At 69.2% G+C, this 23371-nt stretch carries 17 protein-coding genes and 1 pseudogene; 4 read left to right on the top strand and 14 right to left on the bottom strand.

Features of this window, described 5'->3' with window-relative positions; all coding sequences use genetic code 11:
- Positions 1–6: 6 nt before the first annotated feature.
- The 10 genes from K8940_RS10050 to K8940_RS10005 form a co-directional block, all read right to left on the bottom strand.
- On the bottom strand, positions 7–792 hold the full coding sequence (locus K8940_RS10050) for an HpcH/HpaI aldolase family protein (RefSeq protein WP_223395209.1): 786 nt from the start codon (positions 790–792) through the stop codon (positions 7–9).
- Positions 792–1715, bottom strand: coding sequence for a hypothetical protein (locus tag K8940_RS10045; RefSeq protein WP_223395208.1), 924 nt, complete (start codon positions 1713–1715; stop codon positions 792–794). Before K8940_RS10045 ends, K8940_RS10050 begins: the two co-directional genes overlap by 1 nt.
- A 24-nt stretch (positions 1716–1739) precedes the next feature.
- Positions 1740–2186 (bottom strand): nuclear transport factor 2 family protein, encoded by a 447-nt coding sequence (locus tag K8940_RS10040; protein ID WP_223395207.1) that lies wholly within the window; start codon positions 2184–2186, stop codon positions 1740–1742.
- Between the two features lie 21 nt (positions 2187–2207).
- A complete protein-coding gene (locus K8940_RS10035; RefSeq protein WP_223395206.1) occupies positions 2208–3542 on the bottom strand; it encodes an MFS transporter in 1335 nt (444 codons plus the stop codon).
- A gap of 158 nt (positions 3543–3700) precedes the next feature.
- On the bottom strand, positions 3701–4555 hold the full coding sequence (locus tag K8940_RS10030) for an amidohydrolase family protein (RefSeq protein WP_223395205.1): 855 nt from the start codon (positions 4553–4555) through the stop codon (positions 3701–3703).
- A gap of 2 nt (positions 4556–4557) precedes the next feature.
- Positions 4558–5295, bottom strand: coding sequence for an SDR family oxidoreductase (locus K8940_RS10025; RefSeq protein WP_223395203.1), 738 nt, complete (start codon positions 5293–5295; stop codon positions 4558–4560).
- Positions 5296–5342: 47 nt separating this feature from the next.
- Positions 5343–6278 carry a 3-keto-5-aminohexanoate cleavage protein gene (locus K8940_RS10020; protein ID WP_223395202.1) on the bottom strand — a complete coding sequence of 312 codons (936 nt, stop codon included), beginning with the start codon at positions 6276–6278 and terminating at the stop codon, positions 5343–5345.
- A 16-nt stretch (positions 6279–6294) separates the two neighbouring features.
- A complete protein-coding gene (locus K8940_RS10015; protein WP_223395201.1) occupies positions 6295–7767 on the bottom strand; it encodes an NAD-dependent succinate-semialdehyde dehydrogenase in 1473 nt (490 codons plus the stop codon).
- A 23-nt stretch (positions 7768–7790) separates the two neighbouring features.
- Positions 7791–8795, bottom strand: a complete 1005-nt coding sequence (locus K8940_RS10010; RefSeq protein WP_223395200.1) for a helix-turn-helix domain-containing protein — start codon at positions 8793–8795, stop codon at positions 7791–7793.
- Between the two features lie 203 nt (positions 8796–8998).
- A complete protein-coding gene (locus K8940_RS10005) occupies positions 8999–9730 on the bottom strand; it encodes a GntR family transcriptional regulator (RefSeq protein WP_223395199.1) in 732 nt (243 codons plus the stop codon).
- A 278-nt stretch (positions 9731–10008) separates the two neighbouring features.
- On the opposite strand from K8940_RS10005, the gene K8940_RS10000 reads away from it, so the two are divergent.
- The gene (locus K8940_RS10000; protein WP_223395198.1) at positions 10009–11169 is read left to right on the top strand and encodes an iron-containing alcohol dehydrogenase; all 1161 of its coding nucleotides are present in this window, start codon (positions 10009–10011) and stop codon (positions 11167–11169) included.
- A gap of 195 nt (positions 11170–11364) precedes the next feature.
- Here the strand turns inward: K8940_RS10000 and K8940_RS09995 are convergent, their stop codons facing one another.
- Positions 11365–14286: a TonB-dependent receptor domain-containing protein gene (locus tag K8940_RS09995; RefSeq protein WP_223395197.1), complete on the bottom strand. Its 2922-nt coding sequence runs from the start codon at positions 14284–14286 to the stop codon at positions 11365–11367.
- Positions 14287–14425: 139 nt separating this feature from the next.
- Positions 14426–15259 (bottom strand): annotated as a pseudogene (locus K8940_RS09990) (SDR family NAD(P)-dependent oxidoreductase).
- 250 nt (positions 15260–15509) lie between these two features.
- On the opposite strand from K8940_RS09990, the gene K8940_RS09985 reads away from it, so the two are divergent.
- From K8940_RS09985 to K8940_RS09975, 3 genes are read left to right on the top strand one after another with little or no spacing between them, the layout of a single operon-like run.
- A complete protein-coding gene (locus K8940_RS09985; RefSeq protein WP_223395196.1) occupies positions 15510–18692 on the top strand; it encodes an efflux RND transporter permease subunit in 3183 nt (1060 codons plus the stop codon).
- On the top strand, positions 18685–19863 hold the full coding sequence (locus K8940_RS09980) for an efflux RND transporter periplasmic adaptor subunit (protein WP_223395195.1): 1179 nt from the start codon (positions 18685–18687) through the stop codon (positions 19861–19863). Before K8940_RS09985 ends, K8940_RS09980 begins: the two co-directional genes overlap by 8 nt.
- Positions 19850–21235, top strand: a complete 1386-nt coding sequence (locus tag K8940_RS09975; protein ID WP_223395193.1) for an efflux transporter outer membrane subunit — start codon at positions 19850–19852, stop codon at positions 21233–21235. The genes K8940_RS09980 and K8940_RS09975 overlap by 14 nt, the downstream gene beginning before the upstream one ends.
- On the opposite strand, the gene K8940_RS09970 is transcribed toward K8940_RS09975, so the two are convergent.
- Together K8940_RS09970 and K8940_RS09965 are read right to left on the bottom strand one after the other, a co-directional pair.
- A complete protein-coding gene (locus K8940_RS09970) occupies positions 21232–22668 on the bottom strand; it encodes a heavy metal sensor histidine kinase (RefSeq protein WP_223395191.1) in 1437 nt (478 codons plus the stop codon). The two genes, K8940_RS09975 and K8940_RS09970, sit on opposite strands and share 4 nt — an antisense overlap.
- Positions 22665–23345 (bottom strand): heavy metal response regulator transcription factor, encoded by a 681-nt coding sequence (locus K8940_RS09965; protein WP_223395190.1) that lies wholly within the window; start codon positions 23343–23345, stop codon positions 22665–22667. Before K8940_RS09965 ends, K8940_RS09970 begins: the two co-directional genes overlap by 4 nt.
- Between the last annotated feature and the right edge of the window lie 26 nt (positions 23346–23371).

Below are 23371 nucleotides of genomic sequence, written 5' to 3'. Positions count from 1 at the left end.
CGTGAACTAGGCCTGACCGTCAAAAGCCTTGCGCGCGGCGAGCGCGCCCTGACGCAGCAGGCCCTGGTCGGACGAGACCAGGAAGCCGGTGACCCCCGCCTCGCCCAGCCGCGCCACATCGGGGTCGCCGCCCGAGCCCACATGGGCGATCAAGGGAATGCCGTGCCGCCGCGCCGCCTCGGTGATCCGCGCCACCATGGCCGTGATCATCGGGTCGCCGACATGGGGCGCCCCCAGTCGGGCCGAGAGATCGCCGCGTCCGATGAAGGCCGCCGTCAGTCCCTCGACCGTGAAGATCTCGTCCAGCTGATCAACGGCTTCGGGGTCCTCAATCATGGCGATGATCGCGGTCGAGGCGTCGGCGTTGGCCATGTGGTCGGCGAAGCCGCGCGCGCCGTATTCCCCCGCTCGAGGCGAGTTGGAGAAGCCCCGCGCACCGCCATGGTAACGGCAGGCCGAGACGATCTCGCGCAGCCTGGCGGCGCTGGTCACGTGCGGGGTCAGCACGCCGGCGGCGCCGCAGTCCAACGCTTGCAGCAGATTGGATTCGTCGCTGGACGCCACCCGCACCACGCTGGGAATGCCGGCCGCGCGGGCGGCCAGCATCATCAGGTCGATGTCGCCGGTCGAGAACGGCGCGTGTTCGGCGTCGACGACCACGAAATCGAAGCCGGCGCCGCCCAGGATCTCGGTCGCATGGCCGGTGGCGGTCTTCAGGAACGTGCCGAGCAACCGCTCGCGACCTTCGAGACGCTGGCGGAACCGACGCTGGACTTCACTGTGCGCGTGCATCACGCCTCCGCCGGCGCGGGATAGTCGGCCGCGTTCAGCACCCACCCGGCCATGTCCGAGAAATCCTTGCGCGGCGGCGAGAAGATGTCGACCAGCAGGTTGCCCATGCCCGGCGCGACCGAGGCCGAGGTGTGGATCGCCTTGGCCGGGATCACCGCCACCGACGGGGCCGGACAGGTCACGTGCTCGTCGTCGCGCCAATCGGACAGCTTGGCGGTCCAGGGCCAGCGCAGGTGGTGGACGAAGCTGCCGCCCATGGCCAGCGAGCACTGCTCGAAGTCGTCATGGAAGTGCGGCGACAGCTTGTTGGGATCACGCGGCCCGGCCGGCTCGAACACGTTGACCATGAAGGTCGTGCAACGCCAGATCCGGCCGAACCGTCCCTCCTGGGCCGGCACGTTCAGCGCGTACTTGCGGATCCTGAAGCCGCCGGGCGGGTCGGGCCAGCGAACCAGCGGCGGAATGTGGGGCGCGCCGTTGGCGTAGGTCTCGGCGTTCGAGCACAGCGCCGCCAGATCCTCGGAAGCGCTGGTGAACAACCGCACGACCTCGCCGCCTTCGGGCAGCTCGATCCGACTGTCGCCGGGCGGGATGAAGGCGATGTGCTCGCCGCCCACCGCGATCGTCTCGCCTCCGGCGGTGACCAGGGCCCGAGGACCAGGCGACTCGAGCAGCAGGACATACTCATCGACCTGCCCTTGACGGTTCAGCACCGCGCCGGGCTTGGCCAGGGTGTAGGCGACGACGAAGTTCGCCCCGCGCGTCAGCCACGTGCGGCCGGTGTCGTCGTCGATCTGCGGCGGGCTGTCGCCGAACAGCGCATAGGACGAGGCCCCGAACCCGTCGGTGACGGCGGGCGTGGCGGCGGCCTTGGCGGTCGCCAGCCGCGAACGGGGGTCGGCGTCGGCGTACATCGTGGACATGGTCGGCCTCTCTTCTTGGGCGGCTCAGAGCTTGGGATTGGTGATCGGGGTGTCGCCCTCGAACCAGTGCTCGAACCGGCGATAGGTGCAAAGCCAGCGGTCACCGACGCGCTGGTACTTATCGGTGGCCATCGAGATCGAGATCGGCGGCGCGCTGGGCAGGATCTTCTCGCCGTTGGCGGCGTAGAGGAAGAGGTAGCAGCTGCTTTCGGCGGTATCCTCGCCGGTAAACCAGGCGCGGAAGTTGGTGAAGCTGTGCACGGCCAGGCGCGGTCCCTGGGCGATGCGCCAATCGTAGAACGCCTGGATCTTGGCCTTGCCCTCGTACGAGGCCTTCTGGCCATGGAACACCGCGTCGTCGGTGTAGTAGGCGTGGGCCTCGCGACCGCCGTTGGTGTCGATTTCGTGCCAGTAGTCAGCGAGCTGCTGCTGCAGTTCGAAGGTCAGTTCCGCAAGCTTGGGATCGTACATTCAAGGGTCCTCGATAGGGGTTCAGCCGACGTTATTGGCCGCGCCGACCGCGTCTTGCTCGACAGGGCGCAGAGGCTTGCCTTCCGCTTCGGACGTGGTTTCGGTCGGATCGTCGTCGAGACTGTGCAGCGCCCGGCCGGCGGTCTCGGGCAACAGCAGGGTGGTGAGGAACGAGCAGGCCATGGCGAAGATCGCCAGCACGGCCATCGCCACGCTCAACGGCAGGGTCTTGGCCAGGATGGCGACGCCGGTGATCAACAGGGCGCTGCCGCCGCGCCCCAGGTTGTAGGCGAAGGCCTGGCCGGTGGCCCGCACCTCGGTCGGGAAGAGCTCGGTGAAATAGGGGCCGAACGAGGCGTAGATGCCGAACTGGAAGAAGCCGTAGACGAAACCTGCCGGGATCAGGAAGGTCGCCGAGTCCCCCACCGGCGCGAACAGGTAGATCGCCGCCGACAGGATGAAGCCCGCCCCGAACAGCCGGAACGCGCCGCGCCGGCCGACCTGGTCGGAGATGTAGGCGTTGACCAGGAAACCGAAGAAACCGCCGGCGCTGTTGAGCATCACGCAGGTCCCCGCCAGGGAGACGCTCATGTGGCGCTCCAGGGTCAGGAAGCTGGTCAGGTAGGCGCTGATGGCGAAGGCCGCGCCCTGCGTGCCCAGCGACAACAGCGAGGCCAGGACTGTGGTGCGAAGAACCCGCCGGCCGAAGATGTCGGCGATCATCGGCCGCCGGCCCGTTTCCGCCGCGCGCTGCTGGGCGGCGCGATAGATCTCGGCGTCGTCCGACCCCCGGCGAACAAAGAACACCAGGATGGCGGGCAACAGGCCGATCCAGAACACCGCGCGCCAGCCAATGTCGGCCGGGAACATCGCCGCGAACGGTCCGGCCAGCAGGGCCGCGACGCCCGAACCAATCGCCGCGCCGCTGTGCACGACGCCCAGAGCCTTGCCCCGGTGCTTGGGCGCGATCATCTCGCCCAGCAGGACGGCTCCCACCGCCCATTCGGCCCCGAAACCGATCCCCTGCAGGATCCGCGCTGCGAACAGCTGCTCGTAGTTCTGGGCGAAGCCCGAGACGAACGAGAACACCGAGAACCACAGGATCGTCAGCTGCAGGATCCGCGCCCGGCCAAAGCGGTCGCTAAGCCAGCCCCCCAGCCAGCCGCCTACGGCGGCGGCGATGTAGTTGGCGCTGGCGATGTAGCCGGCTTCGGCTAGGGTCATGCCGAAAGCCGCGACCAGGACCGGGATCATGTACTGGAAGACCAGCCCGTCGGCGCTGTCCATCGCCCAGCCGGCGCCGCACGTCCAGAAGACGCGGCGTGTCTTGCGGTCGGCCTCTCGGTACCAGCCCATCATCGGCGTTTCATCCTCTCCGCGCGGGCGCTCCCGCGTCTCTCGTTAGGTGGCCGCGAGGCCGGAAATCGCGCGCCAGGTCCAGCCTGACGGTATCTGATCAGCCTATTCCGCGACCGCCGGGCGGCTTGTCCCGGTCGGCTTTGGAAGTTGCCGTCTCAAGCGAAGTAGAAGCGCAAGGCCGTGTCCGACAAAGCCCTGCGCGCCGCCGGATCCGGCGCCCAACTCGCCAGCTGCGCAAGAGCCCGGTCGTAGGTCATGCAACCCTCGTAACCGACGAACGGCGCGTCGCTGCCCCACAGCAGTCGCTCGGGCCCGACCCGGGCCATCAGCTCTGCGGCGGCGGCCTCGGCGATCGCTTCGGCGCGCGGCAGGTCGGGGTCGCGCCAGGCGTCCGGTCCGCCGAGGCGGAAGCCGGCGGCCAGCTTGATCCAGGCCCGACCGCGCTGCGCGGCGTCGATCGCCGCCTGGAAGCCTGGACAGGCGATCCCCTTGGCGGGCTCCGGATGGGCGAAGTGATCCAGCACCAACTTGACGCCCGAAGCCTCCAGCGCCGCCAGGGTCGGCTGTATCCGTTCCCCCTCGATGGCGACATGGACATGCCAGTCGAGGTCGCGCACCCGGCGCAGCAGCAGACGATGGGCCCCGTCTGTGAAGTCCGGGAGAACCGCCCGGCGGACCAGCTGGAAACGGATCCCGACCACGCCATCATCGCGCATGCGGCGCAGGACGTGGGGATCCGTATCCGGCGCGACGATCGCGGTCGCCCGCAGACGCGGGCTCAGCTTGGCGGCGGCGATGGTGTACTCGTTGTAGGTCCCCGAGATGCTCAGGCCCGACAGCACGCCGAAATGGATCCCTTGGCGATCCAGCTCGGCCAGGTAGTCCTGGGGCGTGTAGTCGTAGGCCGGCGCGTTCCAGGCGTCCGCGACCAGCGGCAGGTCTCGGGTGAAGACATGCGCGTGGCAGTCGACGATCGGCGCGTCGCCCGGAATGGAAGCGTCCGTCGCCACGGTCAGCGCGCGCCGGCGACTTCGATGTTGGCGGCGGCGACATAGGACGCCGCGTCCGACACCAGGAACATCACGACGGCCGCGACCTCTTCCGGCGTCCCCTCGCGCTTCATCGGCAGGGAGTCGCGGATGGCGTCGAGACGGCCCGGCGCGTGAATCTCGGTGGCGATAGGACCGGGCGAGACGCAGTTGACGCGGATCCCCTCGCCCGCGACCTCCTTGGCCAGGCCGAGGTTCAAGCTGTCGACGCCGCCCTTGGAAGCCGCGTACCACAGGTGCTGGTTGGGCGAGCCCAGGCTCGCGGCGCGCGAGGACAGCAGGACGATCGAGCCGCCCTGCCCGCCCAGCCGCGTCGACATGCGCTTGACGGCCTCGCGGCAGCTGATCAGAGCGCCGGTCAAGTTGACGGCGATGACGCGCTCCAGGGTCTCGTCCGTCTGGTCGGCCAGCAGCCCCACGCCCCCGGTGACACCGCCGTTGTAGACCAGGGCCGCCAGCGTCCCGTGCTGATCCGCGGCCTCGAACATCCGCGCCACGTCAGCCGGAACGCCGGTGTCGGCCTGCACCGCCTCGGCCCGGCCGCCCGACGCTCGAATGGCGTCGACCACGGCGCGCGCGCGTTCGACTTGGCCGACATAGGTCAGCAGCACGAAATAGCCTTCCGCCGCCGCCGATCGCGCGATCGCCTCGCCGATCCCCCGGCTGCCGCCCGTCACCAGGAAGACGCCCTTGTCCGTCATGATCTTTCGCTTCCTTCCCGTATTCGTTGGCTTCTTGGGCTTCGACTTCAGAAGCCGACGGCGTCGCCGCCCTTGAGGTCCAGCATCTGGCGCGCCTCGTCAGGCTTGGCGACGTCGAGCCCTAGGGCCTCGATGATCCCTCGGATCTTGCTCACCTGCTCGGCGTTGGATTTCGCCAGCTCGCCACGGCCGATGTAGAGGCTGTCCTCCAGCCCCACCCGGACATTGCCGCCCAGCAGCGCGCTCTGGGTGCAGAAGGGCATCTGATGGCGGCCCGCGGCGAAGGCAGAGAAGACGTAGTCGTCGCCGAACAGGCTGTCGGCGACGGTGACCATGTGAGCCAGGTTGCGCACGTCCGGTCCGATGCCGCCCAGGATGCCGAACACGCCCTGGATCAGGAATGGCGGCTTGATCAGGCCCCGCTCGGCGAAGTGCGCCAAGGTGTAGAGATGGCCGATGTCGTAGCACTCGAATTCGAAGCGCGTGCCGAGCCCCTGCCCGATCTCGCGCATGATGCGCTCGATATAGACGTTGTCGTTGTACATGATCCGGCCGCGCGAGGTTTCGACGTACTCGCGCTCCCAATCGTGCCGCCAGGTCTCAACCCGCGCGCCGGCGCCGCTGAAGTCGAAGATCAGCGGGCCCATGTTCAGCGAGCAGACCTCCGGCTTGAAAGCGAAGGCCGCCTCCAGCCGGGCATCCAGAGACATGGTCGAGCTGCCGCCGGTTGAGATGTTGATCACCGCGTCGGTGGCCTGCTTGATCCGCGGCAGGAAGGCGCCGAAGTGTTCGGCCGAGGGGCTCGGTCGCCCGTCGATGGGATCGCGAGCATGGAGATGCAGGATCGAGGCTCCGGCGGCGGCCGCTTCGATGGCGGCCTCGGCGATCTCGTCCGGTGTGATCGGCAGGTGCGGCGACATCGATGGCGTATGGATCGAGCCCGTCGGCGCGCAGGTGATGATGATCTTCTTGGATTGACGCATCGTTGGTCCTCCCGACCTAGAGGCCAGCCTGGCACAGGTACTTGTAGTTCAGGTACTCGGAGAGCCCGTGATGCGAGCCCTCTCGTCCGACCCCCGAGGACTTGACCCCGCCGAACGGCGCTGCGGCCGTCGAGATCAGGCCCGTGTTAATCCCGACCATGCCCGTCTCCAGGTCGCGCCCCGCCTGGGCGATGGTGTCCGGACGCGACGAGCAGACATAGGCCGCCAGGCCGAACGGCGTGTCGTTGGCGCGAGCGATCGCCTGGTCGTAGGTCTTGAACGGGATCACCCCGGCCAGCGGGCCGAAGGTCTCCTCACGGGTCAGCAGGGCGTCGCTGGCGACGTCGGCCACCAGGGTCGGCGGCGACAGCAGCGAGCCGTCGCCGCGGCCGCCATGGACCAGACGGCCGCCGCCGGCCAGGGCCTCGTCCAGATGACGCTCGACCTTCTCGACCGCCCGGCCGCTGATCAGCGGCCCGATGTCGGTGGCTGGATCCAGGCCATCGCCGACCTTCAGCGCGCCGATCCGCGCCTGGAAGGCCGCCAGGAAGGCCTCATAGACGCCGCGTTGGACGTAGATCCGGTTGGCGGCGATGCAGCTCTGCCCGCCGTTGCGGAACTTGGCGACCATCGCGGTCTCGACGGCGGTGTCGAGATCGGCGTCGTCGAAGATGAGCAGCGGCGCGTTGCCGCCCAACTCCAGCGACAAACGTTTGATGGTCGGCGCCGAGGCAGCCATCAGCTTGGCCCCGACCCCGGTCGATCCCGTAAAGGTGATCTTCCGAACTGCGCTGGAGGCGGTGACGATGTCGCCGAACAGGGCCGGTGTGCTGACCAGCACGCTCAGCACGCCAGGCGGAATACCCGCTTCCTCGGCCAGCGCGGCCAGGGCCAGGGCGGTCAGCGGCGTCTCGCTGGCCGGCTTGCAGACCATGACGCAGCCCGCCGCCAGGGCCGGGGCGATCTTGCGCGTCAGCATGGCCATCGGAAAGTTCCACGGCGTGATCGCCGCGCAGACCCCGATGGGCTCGCGCTCGACCAAGAGCCGTCGCCCGGGCGCGTTCGGCGGGATGATCTCGCCCAGGACGCCTGCCGCCATCTCGGCATAGATCTCGATAAAGCCGGCGCCGTAGGCGACCTCGGCGCGCGCTTCCTTGAGCGGCTTGCCATTCTCCAAGGTGATCAGGCGCGCCAGATCTTCCTTGTCGCGCTCGATCAGCTCCAGCCAGCGGCGCAGCAGCGCGCCCCGCTCCCGATGCGGGGTCCGTGACCATCGGGGAAACGCCGCTTCGGCCGCCGCGATCGCCGCCTGGATCTCGCCTTCGCCGACCAGGGCCACCTGGGCCAGGGTCTCACCCGAGAACGGATCCGTCACGGCGATGGTCTCGCCCGAAGCGGCGTCGCGCCAGGCGCCGGCGTAGTAGGCCTGCGAGCGCAGCAGGTCCGGGCGCGCGAGCGTGGTTCGGCGGGCTTCCGTCGTGGTCACCATCAACCTCATGTCTGAATGTTGCATCAGGCCGCCCGGGCAGCTTGTCGCGTTCGGGTCCCGAAGGCTCCGCCCTCCTGCTCCAGCTTCAGCCGGCGGTATTCGCGCGGCGGGAGGCCGAATCGGTCTCGGAAGGTGCGCGTGAAATGCGGGGCGCTGTTGAAGCCCCAGCCGAAGGCGATCTCGGTCATCGAGTGACCGCGCCAGGCGGGATCGGCGATCTGCCGGGCGCACTGCTCCAGCCGCCGGCGCAATATATAGGCCGACACCGTCTCGTTCTCGCTGGCGAAGATCATCCGCAGGTAGCGCGTCGACAGCTTCGTGCCGGCGGCCACCGAGCACGGCGTCAGCTCGGGGTCGCGCAGGTGCTGCTCGATGAAGAGCTTCACCGTCGCGCAGCGGCCGCTGACGACCGACGAACGCGAGCTGGGCGCGTCGAAGGCCAGGGCGTAGGCCGTCGCGACGATGTCCAGCAGATGCCGCGCGACACGATCCCGATAGTTCAGCGACAGCCCGGCCTCGAGGTGACCGAACAGGTTCAGGGCCATGGCCGTCGCCGTCGCCGTCAAGCCCTCGCTGGTCCGCAAGGCGCGACCGCAGAAGCATTCTGGCGATGGCAGGTGTTCCTTCAGGACCGAAGCCTCGACCTTGAGAAACAGCGTCTCGACGTCGTCGAGAAAGCGGATCTTGATAGGCGCGGCGCTGTCGCACAGCACGAAGTCGCCCTCGGCCAGGGTCGAGACCTTGCCGTAGTGGCTGACCTCGGCCTCGCCGCGCACCTGCAGCATCAAGAGATAGGTCGGCCTGCCCTTATGGGCGGCGATCCGCGAGGCGCCACGCTCGATCGTCGTCCGCCCGCAGGTCAGCCGCGCCATGCGCAGCGGCCCCAGGTCGCTGCTGGCCAGCTCCGCCATGAAGGCGTCTGGCTTGGCGGGGATGAAATCCATCGCTTCGATCTGGCTGGCGAACAGGCCCGCCCATCCACCAGGAGCCGACCGGCCCGTCAGATCGCTTGAATTGAAGACGTTCAACGCAGCGCCTCCCCTAACTGGGAGCGTACCCTCCCTGAGCAATTTCCTATATCATATAGGAAATATGGAAAGCAGTATTTTCCGGATCAGGCGCAAGCGCGGTTTTCCTGCCGCTACAGGCATGTCGACGCACGCCGCGCGGGCGCTCCAGCCCAGGCGACGTCTTGGGATGGAGATCGATTTCGGATGTTCTTGTCGCGGAGCTATTCGCCCGCGAACGGCACCACGCGGGCGTACGAGCGCTGGATATGCTCGCGCATAGCCTTCTCGGCGGCGTCAGGATCGCGCGACGTCAGGGCCGCGATCAGGTCCGCGTGCTCGTTGACCGCCTCGGTCGTCACCTCGCTATGGAAGCGCAGGCGGAAGATGTGCAGGTGCGAGTGCAGACGCGACAGCGTCTCGCGGATGATCGGATTGCCGCTGCCCGCCGCGATCAGGTCGTGCAGCTCGGAATCCTGGTCGGCGAACTTGTCGTAGGACTGGCGCGACTCGCCCGGCGTCATGGCGTCGGCCAGGGCGACCAGTTCGGCCATCGCCGTGTCGTCCATCTGCTCGGCGGCGCGGCGCGCGGCGAACGGCTCGATCAGCAGACGGGCTTCATACAGCTGATCCAGTTGCCGGCGGTTCAGCTGGGGCGCGCTGCAATAGCCGGCGAAGTGGCGCTTGGTGACCAGGCCGATCGCTTCCAGCATGCTCAGCGCTTCACGGATCGGGGTCTGGGACACGCCCAGGCGGCGCGCCAGATCATCGATCGAGATTCGCGTGTCCGGCGGAATGGCCAGCGACATGATGTCGGCGCGGATGACCTCGAAGACCTCCTCGACATAGCCGGGCGAGCGCTTGATCCGCCCCTGCCCCGCCTCGGCTCGATCACGGGCGTCGCCGTCGGGCGCCACGCTGACGTGATCTTCGCGGACGGGAGAACGGCGAGCCACGGGGGCCTCCTGATAGTTCGCTGGTTCGGACTCGCCGTCGCCAAGGCGCCGGTTCGTCCGCTGTATAATGCCTGTAACGTCCTCGCGAGAGAACAGCCGCTCCTTCTAGACCGCTTCGCGACCTGGACCTTGCCTTTAGCGGCGCCATTCTTTTCGCGCGACGACATCCGCGCCCGCGAGCCGGCCACAGCGCCGGTGCAAGTCGGGGTGCCTCTACGAGCAAGTGCCCCTCCTCCGCCAGCCCTAGTCCTCTTGCAGGCGATAGAAGGAAAAGGCCGATGGAGTCGGGCGAGCAAAGGCTCATCAGCATGGTCAACGCGGGAACGCTCACGTTCGGACCGGGGGCCTTGCAGCGATGCGCCTTCGACCTCGTCTCCCGTCGCGCCACATCGGTCTTCATCGCCACCACCGAGCCCACGCTGTTCCTGTGCCGGCCGTTGGTCGAGACCCTGGAAGCGGCGGGCGTCCGCGCCACCCTCTGGCATGACCTGGTGGGCGAACCGACTCTCAAGGAATTCGAGGCGGCCCTAGCGGCCGCTCGCGCCTGCGAGGCCGACGCCGTCGTCGGACTGGGCGGCGGCAGCGCGATGGACGTCGCCAAGCTGGTCGCCGCTCTCTACGACGGCCGGCAGGGCATCATGGAGGTGCTGGGCACCGACCTGGTGGCCTGTCGCGACCTCTGGCTGGCCTGTGTCCCGACCACCGCCGGCACGGGCAGCGAGGTCACACCGATCGCCATCCTCGGCGACGAGGACGAGGATCTGAAGAAGGGCGTCGTCAGCCCGCACCTAGTGCCCGACGCGGCCTATCTGGATCCGGCCCTCACGGTGACCATGCCGCCCTCGGTGACCGCCGCGACGGGCCTGGACGCCCTGACCCACTGCATCGAGGCCTACGCCAATCGGTTCGCTCATCCGCTGATCGACGTCTACGCCCTGGGCGGCATCCGCCTGATCGCCGACAACATCGAGCGCGCCTGCAAGCATGGCGACGACCTGAAGGCCCGGTCGGCGATGATGATCGCCAGCTACTATGGCGGCCTGTGCCTGGGTCCGGTGAACACCGCGGCCGTGCACGCCCTGGCCTACCCGCTGGGCGGCGAGTTCCACATCGCCCACGGCGTGGCCAACGCCCTGCTGCTGCCGCACGTGCTGCGCCTGAACATCGAGGCCTCTCCCGAGCGCTATGCCGACATCGCCCAGGCCCTGGGCGTGGCGCCCAGCGGCGATCCGATGGCCGACGCCCTGGCCGGCGTCGAGCGGGTCATCGCCCTGGCCGACGCCTGCGGGATCAAGCGCCGCCTGTCGGACTTCGGCATCGAGCGGCAGGCCATCCCCCGCATGGCCACGGCGGCGATGAAGGTCACGCGCCTCCTGGAGCGTAATCCCCGCGTCCTGACCGAAGCCGACGCGCGCGCGATCTACGAAGCAGCCTGGTAGGCTCTCTTCCGCGCATTGTTGCAACGCCCGCCCCTCGGGGTGGGCGTTTTGCTTTGCGCCCTCTCGGCGCCGCGATGCTTCCGACACAAAAAATCCCGATGCGGGTCCCGCAGGACCCCGCATCGGGATGGAAGGAAGATCGGCGCCGCCCGAGGAGGAAGGAAAAGCGGCGCCGTCTGCGGTCGGGCTTCGCGCCTACCAGGCGGCCCGGACCCCTACTCGGAAGGCGCGGCCCACCGTGTCGTACTGCAGCGGGTTACCAAACAGGCGCAGCTCGGGCGGCTGGGACTTGTCGAACACGTTGGTGATCCCGCCATAGAGCTCGGTCTTGCTGCTGCCGAACAGCGCCGGCAGTTGCGCCGAGCCGGACAGGTCCAGATAGAACCGCGAGCTGACCCGATTGGTGGTGATGCTGGTGGCGAGGTTGACGTTGTAGCCCTCATCCTCGGGCCCGACCTTGGTCGGATCCAGGATGCTCTTGGGAATGTAGCGCGCGTGCGCGGCCAGGCCCCAATTCGGGCGCGTGTACGAGACCACGCCGTCGATCTTGTACTTCGGCACGCCCGCGATACCGGCCAGCGAGCCGGCGTTGCCGGTGACGCCGTTCATGCGGGTGACCAGGCCCGTGCCGCCGATCGACTTCAGGTCCTTCACGTAGTTGGCGTTGAGCTGGAAGGTCATCACGCCGTCCCAGACGTCCGGGATCGTATAGTCCGACTGGAACTCGTAGCCCTCGGCGTGCAGCTCGGCGACGTTCTGGAAGTTGGACAGCACCGACACCACGGGGCTGGCCTTGGCCGCGCCGCTGAAGGTGATCAGGTTGCACAGCAGGTTCTTGGTGGCGCAGGCCGACAGAATGTTCGGCGCCGAGACCGAGTCGATCGCGTTGCGCACCGTGATGTCGTACCAGTCCACCGAGGCGTGGAAGCCGGACAGGAAGTTCGGCTTCAGCACCACGCCGGCCGTGGTGGTCTTGGCCCGCTCCAGCTCGAGGTTCGGATTGCCGCCTGCCAGAGCGCCGATCAGATGGTTGCTCCCGCTGAACGGATCGTTGAGCGGCAGGAAGGTCTGCACGGTGTTGGGGTTGGACTCCGCCGCCGACGGCGCGCGGATGTCGGCCGAGCGCGTCACGCGCACCAGGATCTGGTCGTCAGGCTGGTACTCCAGGCCGACCTTCCAGGGCTTGGCGTTGCCGAACTTGCTGTAGTGCGTGGCGCGGCCGGTCAGGTCGACCGACAGGGTCTTGGCCAGCGGCAGATCGGCCAGCAGCGGAATGTTGGCCTCGACATAGCCTTCGGTGACCTTGCTCAGAATCTGCGGCAGGGCCGTGACCTGGGGCGCGGCGAACTGGCCGGCCTTGGTCAGCGGGTCCACGTCGCCAGAGACCTCGTCACGACGGAACTCGCCGCCGAACGCCACCTGGACCGGACCAGCCGGCAGATTGAACAGCGAACCGCGCACGTTCAGCATCACGTCGTGCTGGGTGATCTTGCGGGTCTGCCACTCGTCCTTGAAGTACTTGGCCTTGGCTTCGGGACTGAGGTTCGCGCCGAACAGGTCAACGGGTAGGCAGCCGTCGTTGGGATTGGCCACGGACGAGGCGCAGATCACCGGCGCGCCCCAGGGCGTGCGGTAGGTGGTCCCCGTGTAACCGGCCGGCGGCGTGATGGCGTTGGTCGCCTGGGTATCGAACGAGGCCAGGCGCGTGTTCTTGACGATCGTATCGCTGTCGGTCTGGCCGTACTCATAGCTGGCGTCCCAGCGCCAGTCCTTGAAGAGCTCCCCCTTCAGGCCGGTGACGAAACGGTAGATGTCGTTGGTGCTGGAAGCCACCACCGTGTCTCCGCCTTGGGCGACGGCGGTGTTGACGTTGATCGCCGTGATGTTCGGATTGGCCGTCAGGATCTGGGCCCGCACCGTGGGCGAGATGAACGCGTTGTTGATGTCGATGCCGGCCGAGCCGCCGGCCGGGGCCTGCAGCAGCACCGAGGTGCGCACCGGGCCGCCCTTGGTGCGGCTGAAGATGAACTCGCCGAACGCCTGGGTCTTGGGCGTCAGATCATAGTCGACATGGACCATGCCCGAGGCGTGCGAGGTCGGCGTGACCAGCGGCGGGTTGCCCCAGCCCCAGTTGTTGCTGGCGGCCGGGTCGCCGCCCTGCATGAAGGTGCCGGAAAGGTAGTCGCCGAACTTGAACGGTACGAGGGCGTCGCCGGCGGTGTTGAACTGCAAGCCGCGCAAGGCGGCGGGCAGCGCCGTGGCGCCGGTGTTGTTGACCTGCTGGCCCAGGGTCGTCTTGACCCCACCGACCGTCTGAACGGCGCTCATCAGCACGCCGGTCGGGGCGTAGGCGAAGTAGACGTTGTCCAGCACCAGGGTGGCCGGCAGGCCATTGGTGCTGACGCCGCCGATATAGCCCGGGTTGGGCACGAAGTTCGTCCGCCTGGCGCACCAGTCGCGCTCGAAACAGTTGCCGACGCCCTTGTCCTGCCGGTATTCGACGCCGCCGATGATGTGGCCGCGATCGCCGGCGAAACCACGTCCGCCCGATGCCGAGAAGAAGTAGTTCTTGCCGTCGCCGCGCTCGCTGACACCGGCGCTGGCGTCCATCTTGAAGCCATTGAACTTGGTGTCGAGGATCAGGTTGACCACGCCGGCCACCGCGTCGGCCCCATAGGCCGCCGAAGCGCCGCCGGTAACGACTTCCGAGCGCTTGACCAGGGCGTTGGGCACGCTGTTCAGGTCGACACCGCCGGAGTCGAGGCTGGGCACGAAGCGGCGGCCGTCGACCAGCACCAGGGTGCGGCTGGTGCCCAGCCCCCGCAGGTCGGGCGTGTTGCCGCCGATCGCGCCGTTGACCCGGAACAGGATCGTCGACGCCGACGCCGTGGCCCGGAACGATGGGATCTGGTTCAAGGCGGTGGCCACGTCCGGGATCGCCAGCTGCTGCATGCGCTCGGCGCCGACCACGTTCACGGGCGTGGGCGAATTGTAGGTCGTGCGCACCCGCGAACCAGTGACCACCACCTCCTCGACCGCGACCGGTTCGGATGCCCGCGCATCAGAACCGCCTGGGCTGGGCGGGGTGGTTTGCGCCGCCACGGCGCTAGCCGTCATCAGGGCGAACAAAGACGTCGAAACGAGACTCGCAATCCTTAGCAACTTCCCCTCCCTTATTATGTCTAGGGGTAGGGTTACGCATGGATACTCGCCAGCACTTGCTCGCAGCGGCACGACCTTTTCCGCCGCGCGGCCCTCAGGAAGCCGCCAGCGCCGCGTAGTTCCCACGGGTGGAGACGCAGGTCGCGCCGCCGTCGACGGGGATCACCGCGCCGGTGATGAAACTGCCTGCCGGCGAGGCCAGCAGCAGGGCCAGCCCCTTGATCTCCTCCGCCGCGGCCACCCGCCCCAGCGGGACCATGTCGGCGAACAACTTTTGCAATTCAGGCCGCTGCTTCAGCCGTCCGTCACCGATGTTGGTGAGGAAGGGCCCCGGCGCGATCGCGTTGACCCGCACATTGAACGGCGCGAGCTCGACCGCCGCCTGCCGCGCCACATTGATCACCGCCGCCTTGGCCGCGACATAGCCATAGCCGCACATCGGCTCGGCCTGGAGACCGGCGATCGAGGCGGTGATGACGATGCTTCCGGACCGGGCGCGCTTCATGTGCGGCGCGGCGAAACGCAGGGCCAGCACCGTGGCGGTCAGGTTGATGTCGACGGCGCGCTGATAGACCGCCAAGTCGAACTGGTCGATGGCCCCATCCTGCGAGACCAGCGTGCCAAGACCGCCGCTCACCCCGGCGTTGGCGAACAGTTAGTCTAGCCGTTCATGGCGCTCGGCGGCTCCGTCGATGGCCACTCGCAGGGCCTCGGCGTCCGCGACATCGACCACGACGCCCTCGACCGCGCAGCCCTCGGCCCGTAGCCGCGACACGTGTTCGTCGAGCGTCGCGGGATTGAGGTCCGCCAGGACCACGATCGCGCCGTTCCGCGCCATGACCTCCGCGTAGGCCAGACCGAGACCCGAGGCCGCCCCGGTGACGACGGCGACATGGCCCTCGATGTTGAAGAGGTCGGCCTGCTGCATCTTTGTCCCCGCGAGTTTCCGGATCGACGCGGTCGGAGGTCATCCGTCTCCGGCGTTTCGCCGACCAAGACATGAGTCAGTTTCAGGCGCTTGCTCGAGACGGAAGCGCGACGCCGAGGCGAGGGACTTGAAGGCCAGCATCGTCCGATCGCGCGCTTGCTGACCGTCTTGTCAGGCAGCCGTCAGCCTACCGACCGCGTGGTCTTGGTAGACCGTGGCCAACCTCCCCTCCGCAACGACGGAATTTCAGATGATCTCGCTTGTGCGGACGGCCTTGGCGCGTCCCTACACCTTCGTCGTGATGGCCGCGATGATCCTGATCGTCGGCGTCCTGGCGATCCTGCGCACGCCGACCGACATCTTCCCGAACATCCGCGTTCCCGTCGTCGCGGTCGCCTGGACCTATAACGGCCTGTCGCCGTCCGACATGTCGGGCCGCATCCTGACGCCCTACCAGCGAGCCCTGACCACCACGGTCAACGACATCGACCACATCGAGGCGACCTCGCTGCAGGGCATCGGGGTGGTGAAGATCTACTTCCAGCCCGGCGCCGACGTGCGCCTGGCCAACGCCCAGATCACCGCCATCTCCCAGACCCTGCTGCGCCAGCTGCCGCCCAGCACCACCCCGCCGCTGGTCCTCAACTACAACGCCTCGACCGTGCCGATCGTGCAGCTGGCCCTCTCGGGCCAGGGGATGAGCGAGCAGCAGCTCTACGACCTCGGCCAGAACTTCATCCGCACGCGCCTGGTCACCGTCCCCGGCGCGGCCCTGCCCTTCCCGTTCGGCGGCAAGACCCGCCAGATCCAGGTCGACATCGATCCCCAAGCCCTGCTGTCCAAAGGCCTGTCGGCCACCGACGTCGGGGCGGCCATCGCGGCCCAGACCCAGATCACCCCGGCCGGCTTCGTCAAGATCGGCGAGTTCCAGTACGCGCTGCGCCTGAACAACGCCCCTGGCTCGGTCGACGAGCTGAACGCCTTGCCGATCAAGACCGTCAACGGCGCGACCATCCGCATCGGCGACGTCGCCCACGTGCGCGACGGCTCGGCCCCGCAGCAGAACGTCGTCCACGTCGACGGTCAGCGCTCGGTGCTGATGACGGTGCTGAAGTCGGGCGCGACCTCGACCATCGCCATCGTCGACGGGGTCAAGGCCGCCCTGCCGGAACTGAAGGCCCAACTGCCGCCGGAACTGAGCATCACGCCGCTGAACGACCAGTCGACCTTCGTGAAGGCCGCCGTCGAGGGCGTGGTCCACGAGGGCGCGCTGGCCGCCGTGCTGACCTCGCTGATGATCCTGCTGTTCCTGGGTTCGTGGCGCTCGACCGTGATCATCGCCGTCTCGATCCCGCTGGCCGTGCTGGCGGCGATCGCGGCCCTGTCGGCGTTCGGCCAGACCCTGAACGTCATGACCCTGGGCGGCCTGGCCCTGGCTGTCGGCATCCTGGTCGACGACGCCACGGTCACCATCGAGAACATCAACTGGCACCTGGAGCACGGGAAGGACGTCAAGACGGCGATCCTGGACGGCGCGGCCCAGATCGTGACCCCGGCCTTCGTCAGCCTGCTGTGCATCTGCATCGTCTTCGTGCCGATGTTCTTCCTGCCGGGCGTCTCGGGCTTCCTGTTCGTGCCCATGGCCCTGTCGGTGGTGTTCGCGATGGTCGCCTCGTTCCTGCTGTCGCGGACCCTGGTCCCAACCATGGCGGCCTATCTCCTGAAGCCGCATGTCCCGCATGACGAAACGGCGCCGTCGGCCAACCGGCTGGTTCGCTTCCAGCGCGAGTTCGAGCGCGGCTTCTCCAAGGTGCGCGACGCCTATTCGGGCCTTCTGGGCGTGGCCCTGGGGGCGCGCGGCGTCTTCGTCGCCGGCTTCCTCGGCTTCGCCCTGCTGAGCCTCGGCCTCGTCCCGTTCCTGGGCCGCAACTTCTTCCCGGCGGTGGATTCGGGCTCGATCGCCATGCACGTGCGCGCCCCGACGGGCATGCGGATCGAGGAGTCGGCGGCGCTGTTCGACCGCATCCAGCGCCAGGTCCGCGCGATCATCCCCGCCGGTGAGGTCGACACCATCGTCGACAACATCGGCCTCTCCACCAGCGGCATCAACGTCGCCTACAACGCCTCGGGCACCATCGGCCCGCAGGACGGCGACATCCTGATCAGCCTGAAGAAGGGCCACAAGCCCACCGATGGCTATGTCCGCGCCCTGCGCGAGGAACTGCCCAAGGCGTTCCCCAACGCGACCTTCTCGTTCCTGCCCGCCGACGTCACCAGCCAGATCCTGAACTTCGGCAGCCCCGCCCCGATCGACATCCAGGTGGCCGGCGGCGACATGGCGGCCAACCAGGCCTACGCCCAGAAGATCCTGCGGGCGATCCGCGGCGTCGACGGCGTGGCCGACGTCCGCATCCAGCAGCCGGTCGCCTCGCCCGAACTGCGCTTCGACGCCGACCGCACCCGCATCCACGCCCTGGGCCTGGACGAGCGCGACGTCACCGCCAGCCTGGCCGGCGCCGTGGCCGGCAGCGCCCAGGCCGCGCCGGTGTTCTGGCTGAACCCGACCAACGGCGTCTCGTACCCGGTGGTGGCCCAGACGCCGGAATACATGCTGGACAGTCTCGACAAGCTGCGCGCGATCCCGGTCAGCGGCGCCCGCGTCCCCGAACAGGCGCCGCAGGTGCTGGGCGGCCTGGGCGACCTGCGCCGCGGATCCACCGCCGCCGTGGTCTCGCAGTACAACATCCAGCCGATGATCAACGTCTTCGCCGCCACCCAGGGCCGCGACCTGGGCGGTGTGGCCGCCGACATCCAGAAGATCCTGGAGAAGCTGGAAAAGGAAAAGCCCGCCAAGGTCCGCGTCACCCTGCGCGGCCAGTACCAGACCATGAACACCGCCTTCTCGGGCATGGGCTGGGGCCTGCTGGGCGCGGTGGTGATGATCTACCTGCTGATCGTGATCAACTTCCAGTCCTGGCTGGACCCGTTCGTGATCATCTCGGCCCTGCCCGCCGCCCTGGCCGGCATCGCCTGGATGCTATTCGCCACCGGGACGCCGCTGTCGGTGCCGGCCCTGACCGGTGCGATCATGTGCATGGGCGTGGCGACCGCGAACTCGATCCTGGTGGTCAGCTTCGCCCGCGAGCGACTCGAGGCCACCGGCGACGCCGTCCAGGCCGCGTTCGAGGCCGGGGTCACCCGCTTCCGCCCGGTGCTGATGACGGCCCTGGCCATGATCATCGGCATGGCGCCGATGGCCCTGGCCCTGGGCGAAGGCGCCGAACAGAACGCTCCGCTGGGCCGCGCGGTGATCGGAGGCTTGATCTTCGCCACCTGCGCTTCGCTGCTGTTCGTCCCGACCATCTTCTCCATCGTTCACGGCCGCCGCCCCCACGCGAAAGCCGCCTCCCCCGAAGGCGCCACCCATGCTTGACACCTTGCCCAAGACCAGTCCGCAGCGTCTGCGGCGCCTCGCCCTGATCGGCGCGGCCGGCTTCGTCCTGATCCTGGCCGCCGGGACGGCCTCGCGGCTGATGGCCGGCCAGGACCTGAAGAAGACCAGCCAGGCCAGCGCGGTGACGACGGTCAACGTCGTCCAGCCTGGCGGCGGCGAGGACGCGGCCCTGGTGCTGCCCGGCCGCCTGCAGCCCTGGGCCGAGGCCCCGGTGTTCGCCCGCACCGACGGCTATCTGCGTCGCTGGTACGTCGACATCGGCCAGCCGGTGAAGGCCGGCCAGGTGCTCGCCGAGATCGACGCGCCGGAAGTCGACCAGCAGCTGGTGGCCGCCCGCGCGGCCCTGGCCACGGCCTCGGCCCAGCGCGACCTGGCCGCCACCAGCGCCGCGCGCTGGAAGCGGCTGGTCGGCGAGAACGCGGTCTCCCAGCAGGAGGCCGACGAGCGCCAAGGCGACCTGGCCGCCCGCGAGGCGATGCGCAACGAGGCCCTGGCCAATGTCCGCCGGCTGGAATCCTTGACCGCCTTCAAGCGGATCGTCGCTCCGTTCGACGGGGTGGTGACCAGCCGCGACACCGACCAGGGCGACCTGATCAGCGCCGGCGGCGGACGGCCCTCGCCGCTGTTCACGGTCTCCGACACGCGGCGCCTGCGGCTCTATGTCAGCGTGCCGCAAAGCCTGGCCGGTCAGATCCGGCCGGGCATGACCGCGACGTTCACGACGCCCGAACTGCCCGACCAGACCTTCCCGGCGCGCCTGGCCCGCTCGGCCGACGCCGTGGACGCCCAGTCGGGCGCCATGCTGGTCCAGCTGGAGGTCGACAATATCGGCGGCCAGCTCAAGCCCGGGGCCTATGCCCAGGTCAGCCTGAACCTGAAGGGCGCGACGGGCGCTGGAACGGCCGCCGTGCGCGTGCCGGCCAACGCCCTGCTGTTCCGCAAGGAAGGCACGGCCGTCGCCGTGGTCGACCGCGACAACACCGTGCGCGTGCGCCCCGTGCGCATCGCCCGCGACTACGGCGCCGACCTGGAGCTGGCCGGCGGCGTCGCCGCCTCGGACTGGATCGTGAGCAGTCCGCCCGACGCCATCGCCAACGGCGACAAGGTCAATCCGGTCCGCCCGAAGGGAGGCGCCGGTGCGCGCGGCTAGTTTCTCTCCCGCGTTCCTGATCCTGGCGCTGGCCGGCTGCTCGACGGCCCCGGCCTATGCCCCGCCGACGCCCGCGACGCCGGCCGCCTTCCGGGACATCGGCCCCTGGACCCCGGCCGCCGCCGAGGTCGCGCCCGCCGGCGCCTGGTGGGCGACGTTCCAGGATCCGGTGCTAGACGGGCTGGAGCGCAGGCTCGACGCCGGCAGCGCCGACCTCGCCGCCGCCGCCGCCCGCTACGACCAGGCCCGCGCCCTGTCGCGCCAAGCCGCCAGCGACCTGTGGCCCAGCCTGGGAGTCGACGCCAGCGTCGAGCGCCAGCGCACCCCGGCCAATGGCCGCTTCGACACCACGACCGTGACCGCCGCCGCGGCCTACGAGCTGGACCTGTGGGGCCGGGTGCGCAACCTGGCCGCCGCCGGGCGCGCCGACGCCCAGGCCAGCGCCGCCGACCTGGCGGGCGTGCGCCTCAGTATTCAAGCCCAGCTGGCGGATACGTATTTCAGCCTGCGCGGGGCCGACGCCCAGATCGCGGTGCTGGCCTCGACGGTCGAGGCCTATCGCCAGGCCCTGGACCTGACCAGCCGTCGCCAGTCCGGCGGCGCGGCCAGCGCCCTGGACACCGGCCGGGCCCAGACCCAGCTGGCCGCGACCCAGGCCCAGTACGAGCAGGCGGTCGCCGACCGCGCCCTCCTGGAGCACGCCATCGCGGTCCTGGTCGGCGAGCCGGCCTCGACCTTCGCCCTGGCCGCCGCGCCCGGCCTGCGGGACGCCCCGGCCACGCCGGTCGGCGCCCCCTCCATCCTGCTGCAGCGCCGGCCCGACATCGCCGCCGCCGAGCGTCGGATGGCGGCGGCCAACGCCCGCGTGGGCGTGGCCCGCGCCGCCTGGTTCCCGAGCGTGACCCTGGCCGCGACTGGCGGCTACCAGTCCTCGGGCGGCGAGCTGCTGACCGCCGCCAACCACATCTGGGCCCTCGGCCCGCTGTCGGCCGCCCTGCCGCTGTTTGACGGCGGCGCGCGCAAGGCCGAGGTCGCCCGCAGCCGGGCGGTGTTCGACGAGACGGCGGCCGGCTATCGCCAGACCGTGCTCGACGCCTTCCGCCAGGTCGAGGACCAGATGGTGCTGGCCAACCGCCTGGCCGCCGCCCAGGACCGCCAGGACGAGGCCGTGGCCGCCGCCGCGCGCACCAGCGCCCTGGCGACCACCCGCTATCGCGAGGGCGCGGCCAGCTATCTGGACGTCGTCACGGCCCAGACCGCCGAGCTGGAGGCGCGACGCGGCGCGCTGGACCTGCGCACCCGCCGCCTGTCGGCCAGCGTCGACCTGATCCGGGCGCTGGGCGGCGGCTGGAGCGCGCCACCGGCGGCTTAGGCCGCCTCGGTCACCGTCGACTCCGCGCGCGGCGGAGTCGACGTCGTGCGCTCGGCCCGGTCGTCGGGCATGATCCCCTCGGGGCGCGGCAGCAGGAAGCCGATCAGCACCTCGCCGCCCTCGCAGCGGGCGAAGACCGAACCGCCGTGCATGGCGACGATGGCCTTGACCACCGCCAGGCCCAGGCCGTGGATCTCGCCGCTGTGCTCGCGGGCCCGGTCCAGGCGGTAGAAGCGGTCGAACAGCCGCGCCAGGTGCGCCTCGGGGATCGGGCCGCCGCGATTGCGCACCGACAGGCAGACCCCCTTGTCCTGAGTCTCGATGGTCACCCGCACGGTCTTGCAGTCGACGCCGTGGCGGATGGCGTTGTCGAGCAGGTTGGTCACCGCCCGACCCAGCAGCGAGGCGTCGGCGACCACGATGGCGTCGCCCCGCACCTCCAGCTTCACCTCGGCGTCCTCGAACAACACATCCAGGAAATCGGCGGTCTTATGGCTCAGGGCCGCCAGCGACAGCGGCGCCAGATTGGCCGCCAGGGCGCCCTGGTCGGCGCGGGCCATGAACAGCATGTCGTTGATGATCGTGCGCAGCCGCTCCAGTTCCTCGAGATTGGAGTGGAGCACGTCCTCCAGCTCGTCGGCGGGACGCGGCCGCGACAGCGCCACCTGGGTCTGGCCGATCAGGTTGCCCAGCGGCGTGCGCAGCTCGTGCGCCACGTCGGCGTTGAAGGCGGCCAGACGCTCATAGGCGCCCTGCAGGCGGTCGAGGGCGCCGTTGAAGGCCGTCATCAGCCCGACCAGTTCGGCCGGCAGGTCCCGGGTCGGCATGCGCAGGCTGAGGTCGGCGGGATTCAGCGCGCCGGCCCGATGCGACAGGCGGTCGACCGGCGCCAGGCCCCGGCGGGCGATCCACCAGCCCAGCAGGCTGACCAGGGCGATGGTCAAGATCGAGACGGCCAGCACCCCGACGCCCAGGACATAGCGCGAGGCGTCGAACGGCGCGGTGTCGGCGGCGATCACCAGCCGCACGTCGGGGCGGCGTCCGTAGGCCGGAACATGGCGGGCCAGGGTCATGAACCGCTTGCCGTCGGCGTGAATGACGCCGAAGCCGTCACGCGCCGGCTCTAGCGCCTTGCCCGGCATGAACCGGAAGCGCGGGTCGGCGCTCTCGATCCGGTAGCGAATGCTGCCGTCGGCCGGGGTGAACGACTTCAGCTTGTCGGTCATCAAGGGCCAACGGGTCGGATCCTCCAGGCGGTGGATCATCGCCTCGATGATCTCCGAACGCGCGCTGAGCTCCTCGGCCTGGTGGCGCTTCAGCTCCAGGCTCTGGAAACCGAAGATCGCCACCCCCGCCAGGACCGAAACCAGGCTGGTGGCGATCGCGAACATCAGGGCCAGACGGCCGGCGATGGAGGTCGGGGTCACGGTCATGGCGCTCCCTCCGGTCGATGCTCCAGGACATAGCCCATGCCGCGCACGGTGTGCAGGAGCTTGGTCTCGAACATGCCGTCGATCTTGGCCCGCAGCCGCTTGATGGCGACCTCGACCACATTGGTATTGGTGTCGAAATTGATGTCCCAGACCAGCTCGGTGATGATCGTCTTCGAGACGATCTGCGACTGGCGCCGGCCCAGGACCGCCAGCAGGGCGAACTCCTTGGCCGTCAGGTTCAGCCGCCTGCCCGCCCGGGTCGCGCGGCGGGCCAGCAGGTCCAGGTGCAGGTCGCCCACCGTGATGGTCGTCGACTCGCTGCGCCCGCGCCGGGTGATCGCCTGCAGCCGGGCCAGCAGCTCCAGGAACGAGAACGGCTTGACCAGATAGTCGTCCGCGCCCGCGCCCAGTCCCCTCAGGCGATCATCGACGCTGTCGCGGGCGGTCAACATGATCACCGGCGTCTGGCGGCTCTGGCGCAGGCGCTCCAACACCTCGATCCCGTCCAGCCCCGGCAGCATGCCGTCCAGCACGATAGCGTCGTAGTCGAGGGTCTGGGCCAGGTGCAGGCCATCCTCGCCGTTGGCTACGAAGTCGACCGCGTAGCCCTGCTCCGTCAGCCCCTTGCGCAGGTAGGCGACGGTCTTGGGCTCGTCCTCCACGATCAGGATCTTCATGGCCAGGCATTCCACGGGCGGCAAGC

The organism is Caulobacter segnis, from assembly GCF_019931575.1.
In the GTDB taxonomy this organism is placed as follows: Bacteria; Pseudomonadota; Alphaproteobacteria; order Caulobacterales; family Caulobacteraceae; genus Caulobacter; species Caulobacter segnis_C.
Note: the sequence above shows the minus strand (reverse complement) of the source record. Positions and strands in the feature narration are given on the sequence as shown.

Excerpts from the sequence above, each read along its gene's own strand:
- K8940_RS09980 (WP_223395195.1), top strand. The coding sequence starts at position 18,685 with ATGCTTGACACCTTGCCCAAGACCAGTCCGCAGCGTCTGCGGCGCCTC.
- K8940_RS09995 (WP_223395197.1), bottom strand. The coding sequence starts at position 14,286 with ATGACGGCTAGCGCCGTGGCGGCGCAAACCACCCCGCCCAGCCCAGGC.
- K8940_RS10000 (WP_223395198.1), top strand. The coding sequence starts at position 10,009 with ATGGAGTCGGGCGAGCAAAGGCTCATCAGCATGGTCAACGCGGGAACG.
- K8940_RS09985 (WP_223395196.1), top strand. The coding sequence starts at position 15,510 with ATGATCTCGCTTGTGCGGACGGCCTTGGCGCGTCCCTACACCTTCGTC.
- K8940_RS09965 (WP_223395190.1), bottom strand. The coding sequence starts at position 23,345 with ATGAAGATCCTGATCGTGGAGGACGAGCCCAAGACCGTCGCCTACCTG.
- K8940_RS10045 (WP_223395208.1), bottom strand. The coding sequence starts at position 1,715 with ATGTCCACGATGTACGCCGACGCCGACCCCCGTTCGCGGCTGGCGACC.
- K8940_RS10015 (WP_223395201.1), bottom strand. The coding sequence starts at position 7,767 with ATGGTGACCACGACGGAAGCCCGCCGAACCACGCTCGCGCGCCCGGAC.
- K8940_RS10025 (WP_223395203.1), bottom strand. The coding sequence starts at position 5,295 with ATGACGGACAAGGGCGTCTTCCTGGTGACGGGCGGCAGCCGGGGGATC.
- K8940_RS10040 (WP_223395207.1), bottom strand. The coding sequence starts at position 2,186 with ATGTACGATCCCAAGCTTGCGGAACTGACCTTCGAACTGCAGCAGCAG.
- K8940_RS10035 (WP_223395206.1), bottom strand. The coding sequence starts at position 3,542 with ATGGGCTGGTACCGAGAGGCCGACCGCAAGACACGCCGCGTCTTCTGG.
- K8940_RS10020 (WP_223395202.1), bottom strand. The coding sequence starts at position 6,278 with ATGCGTCAATCCAAGAAGATCATCATCACCTGCGCGCCGACGGGCTCG.
- K8940_RS09970 (WP_223395191.1), bottom strand. The coding sequence starts at position 22,668 with ATGACCGTGACCCCGACCTCCATCGCCGGCCGTCTGGCCCTGATGTTC.
- K8940_RS10050 (WP_223395209.1), bottom strand. The coding sequence starts at position 792 with ATGCACGCGCACAGTGAAGTCCAGCGTCGGTTCCGCCAGCGTCTCGAA.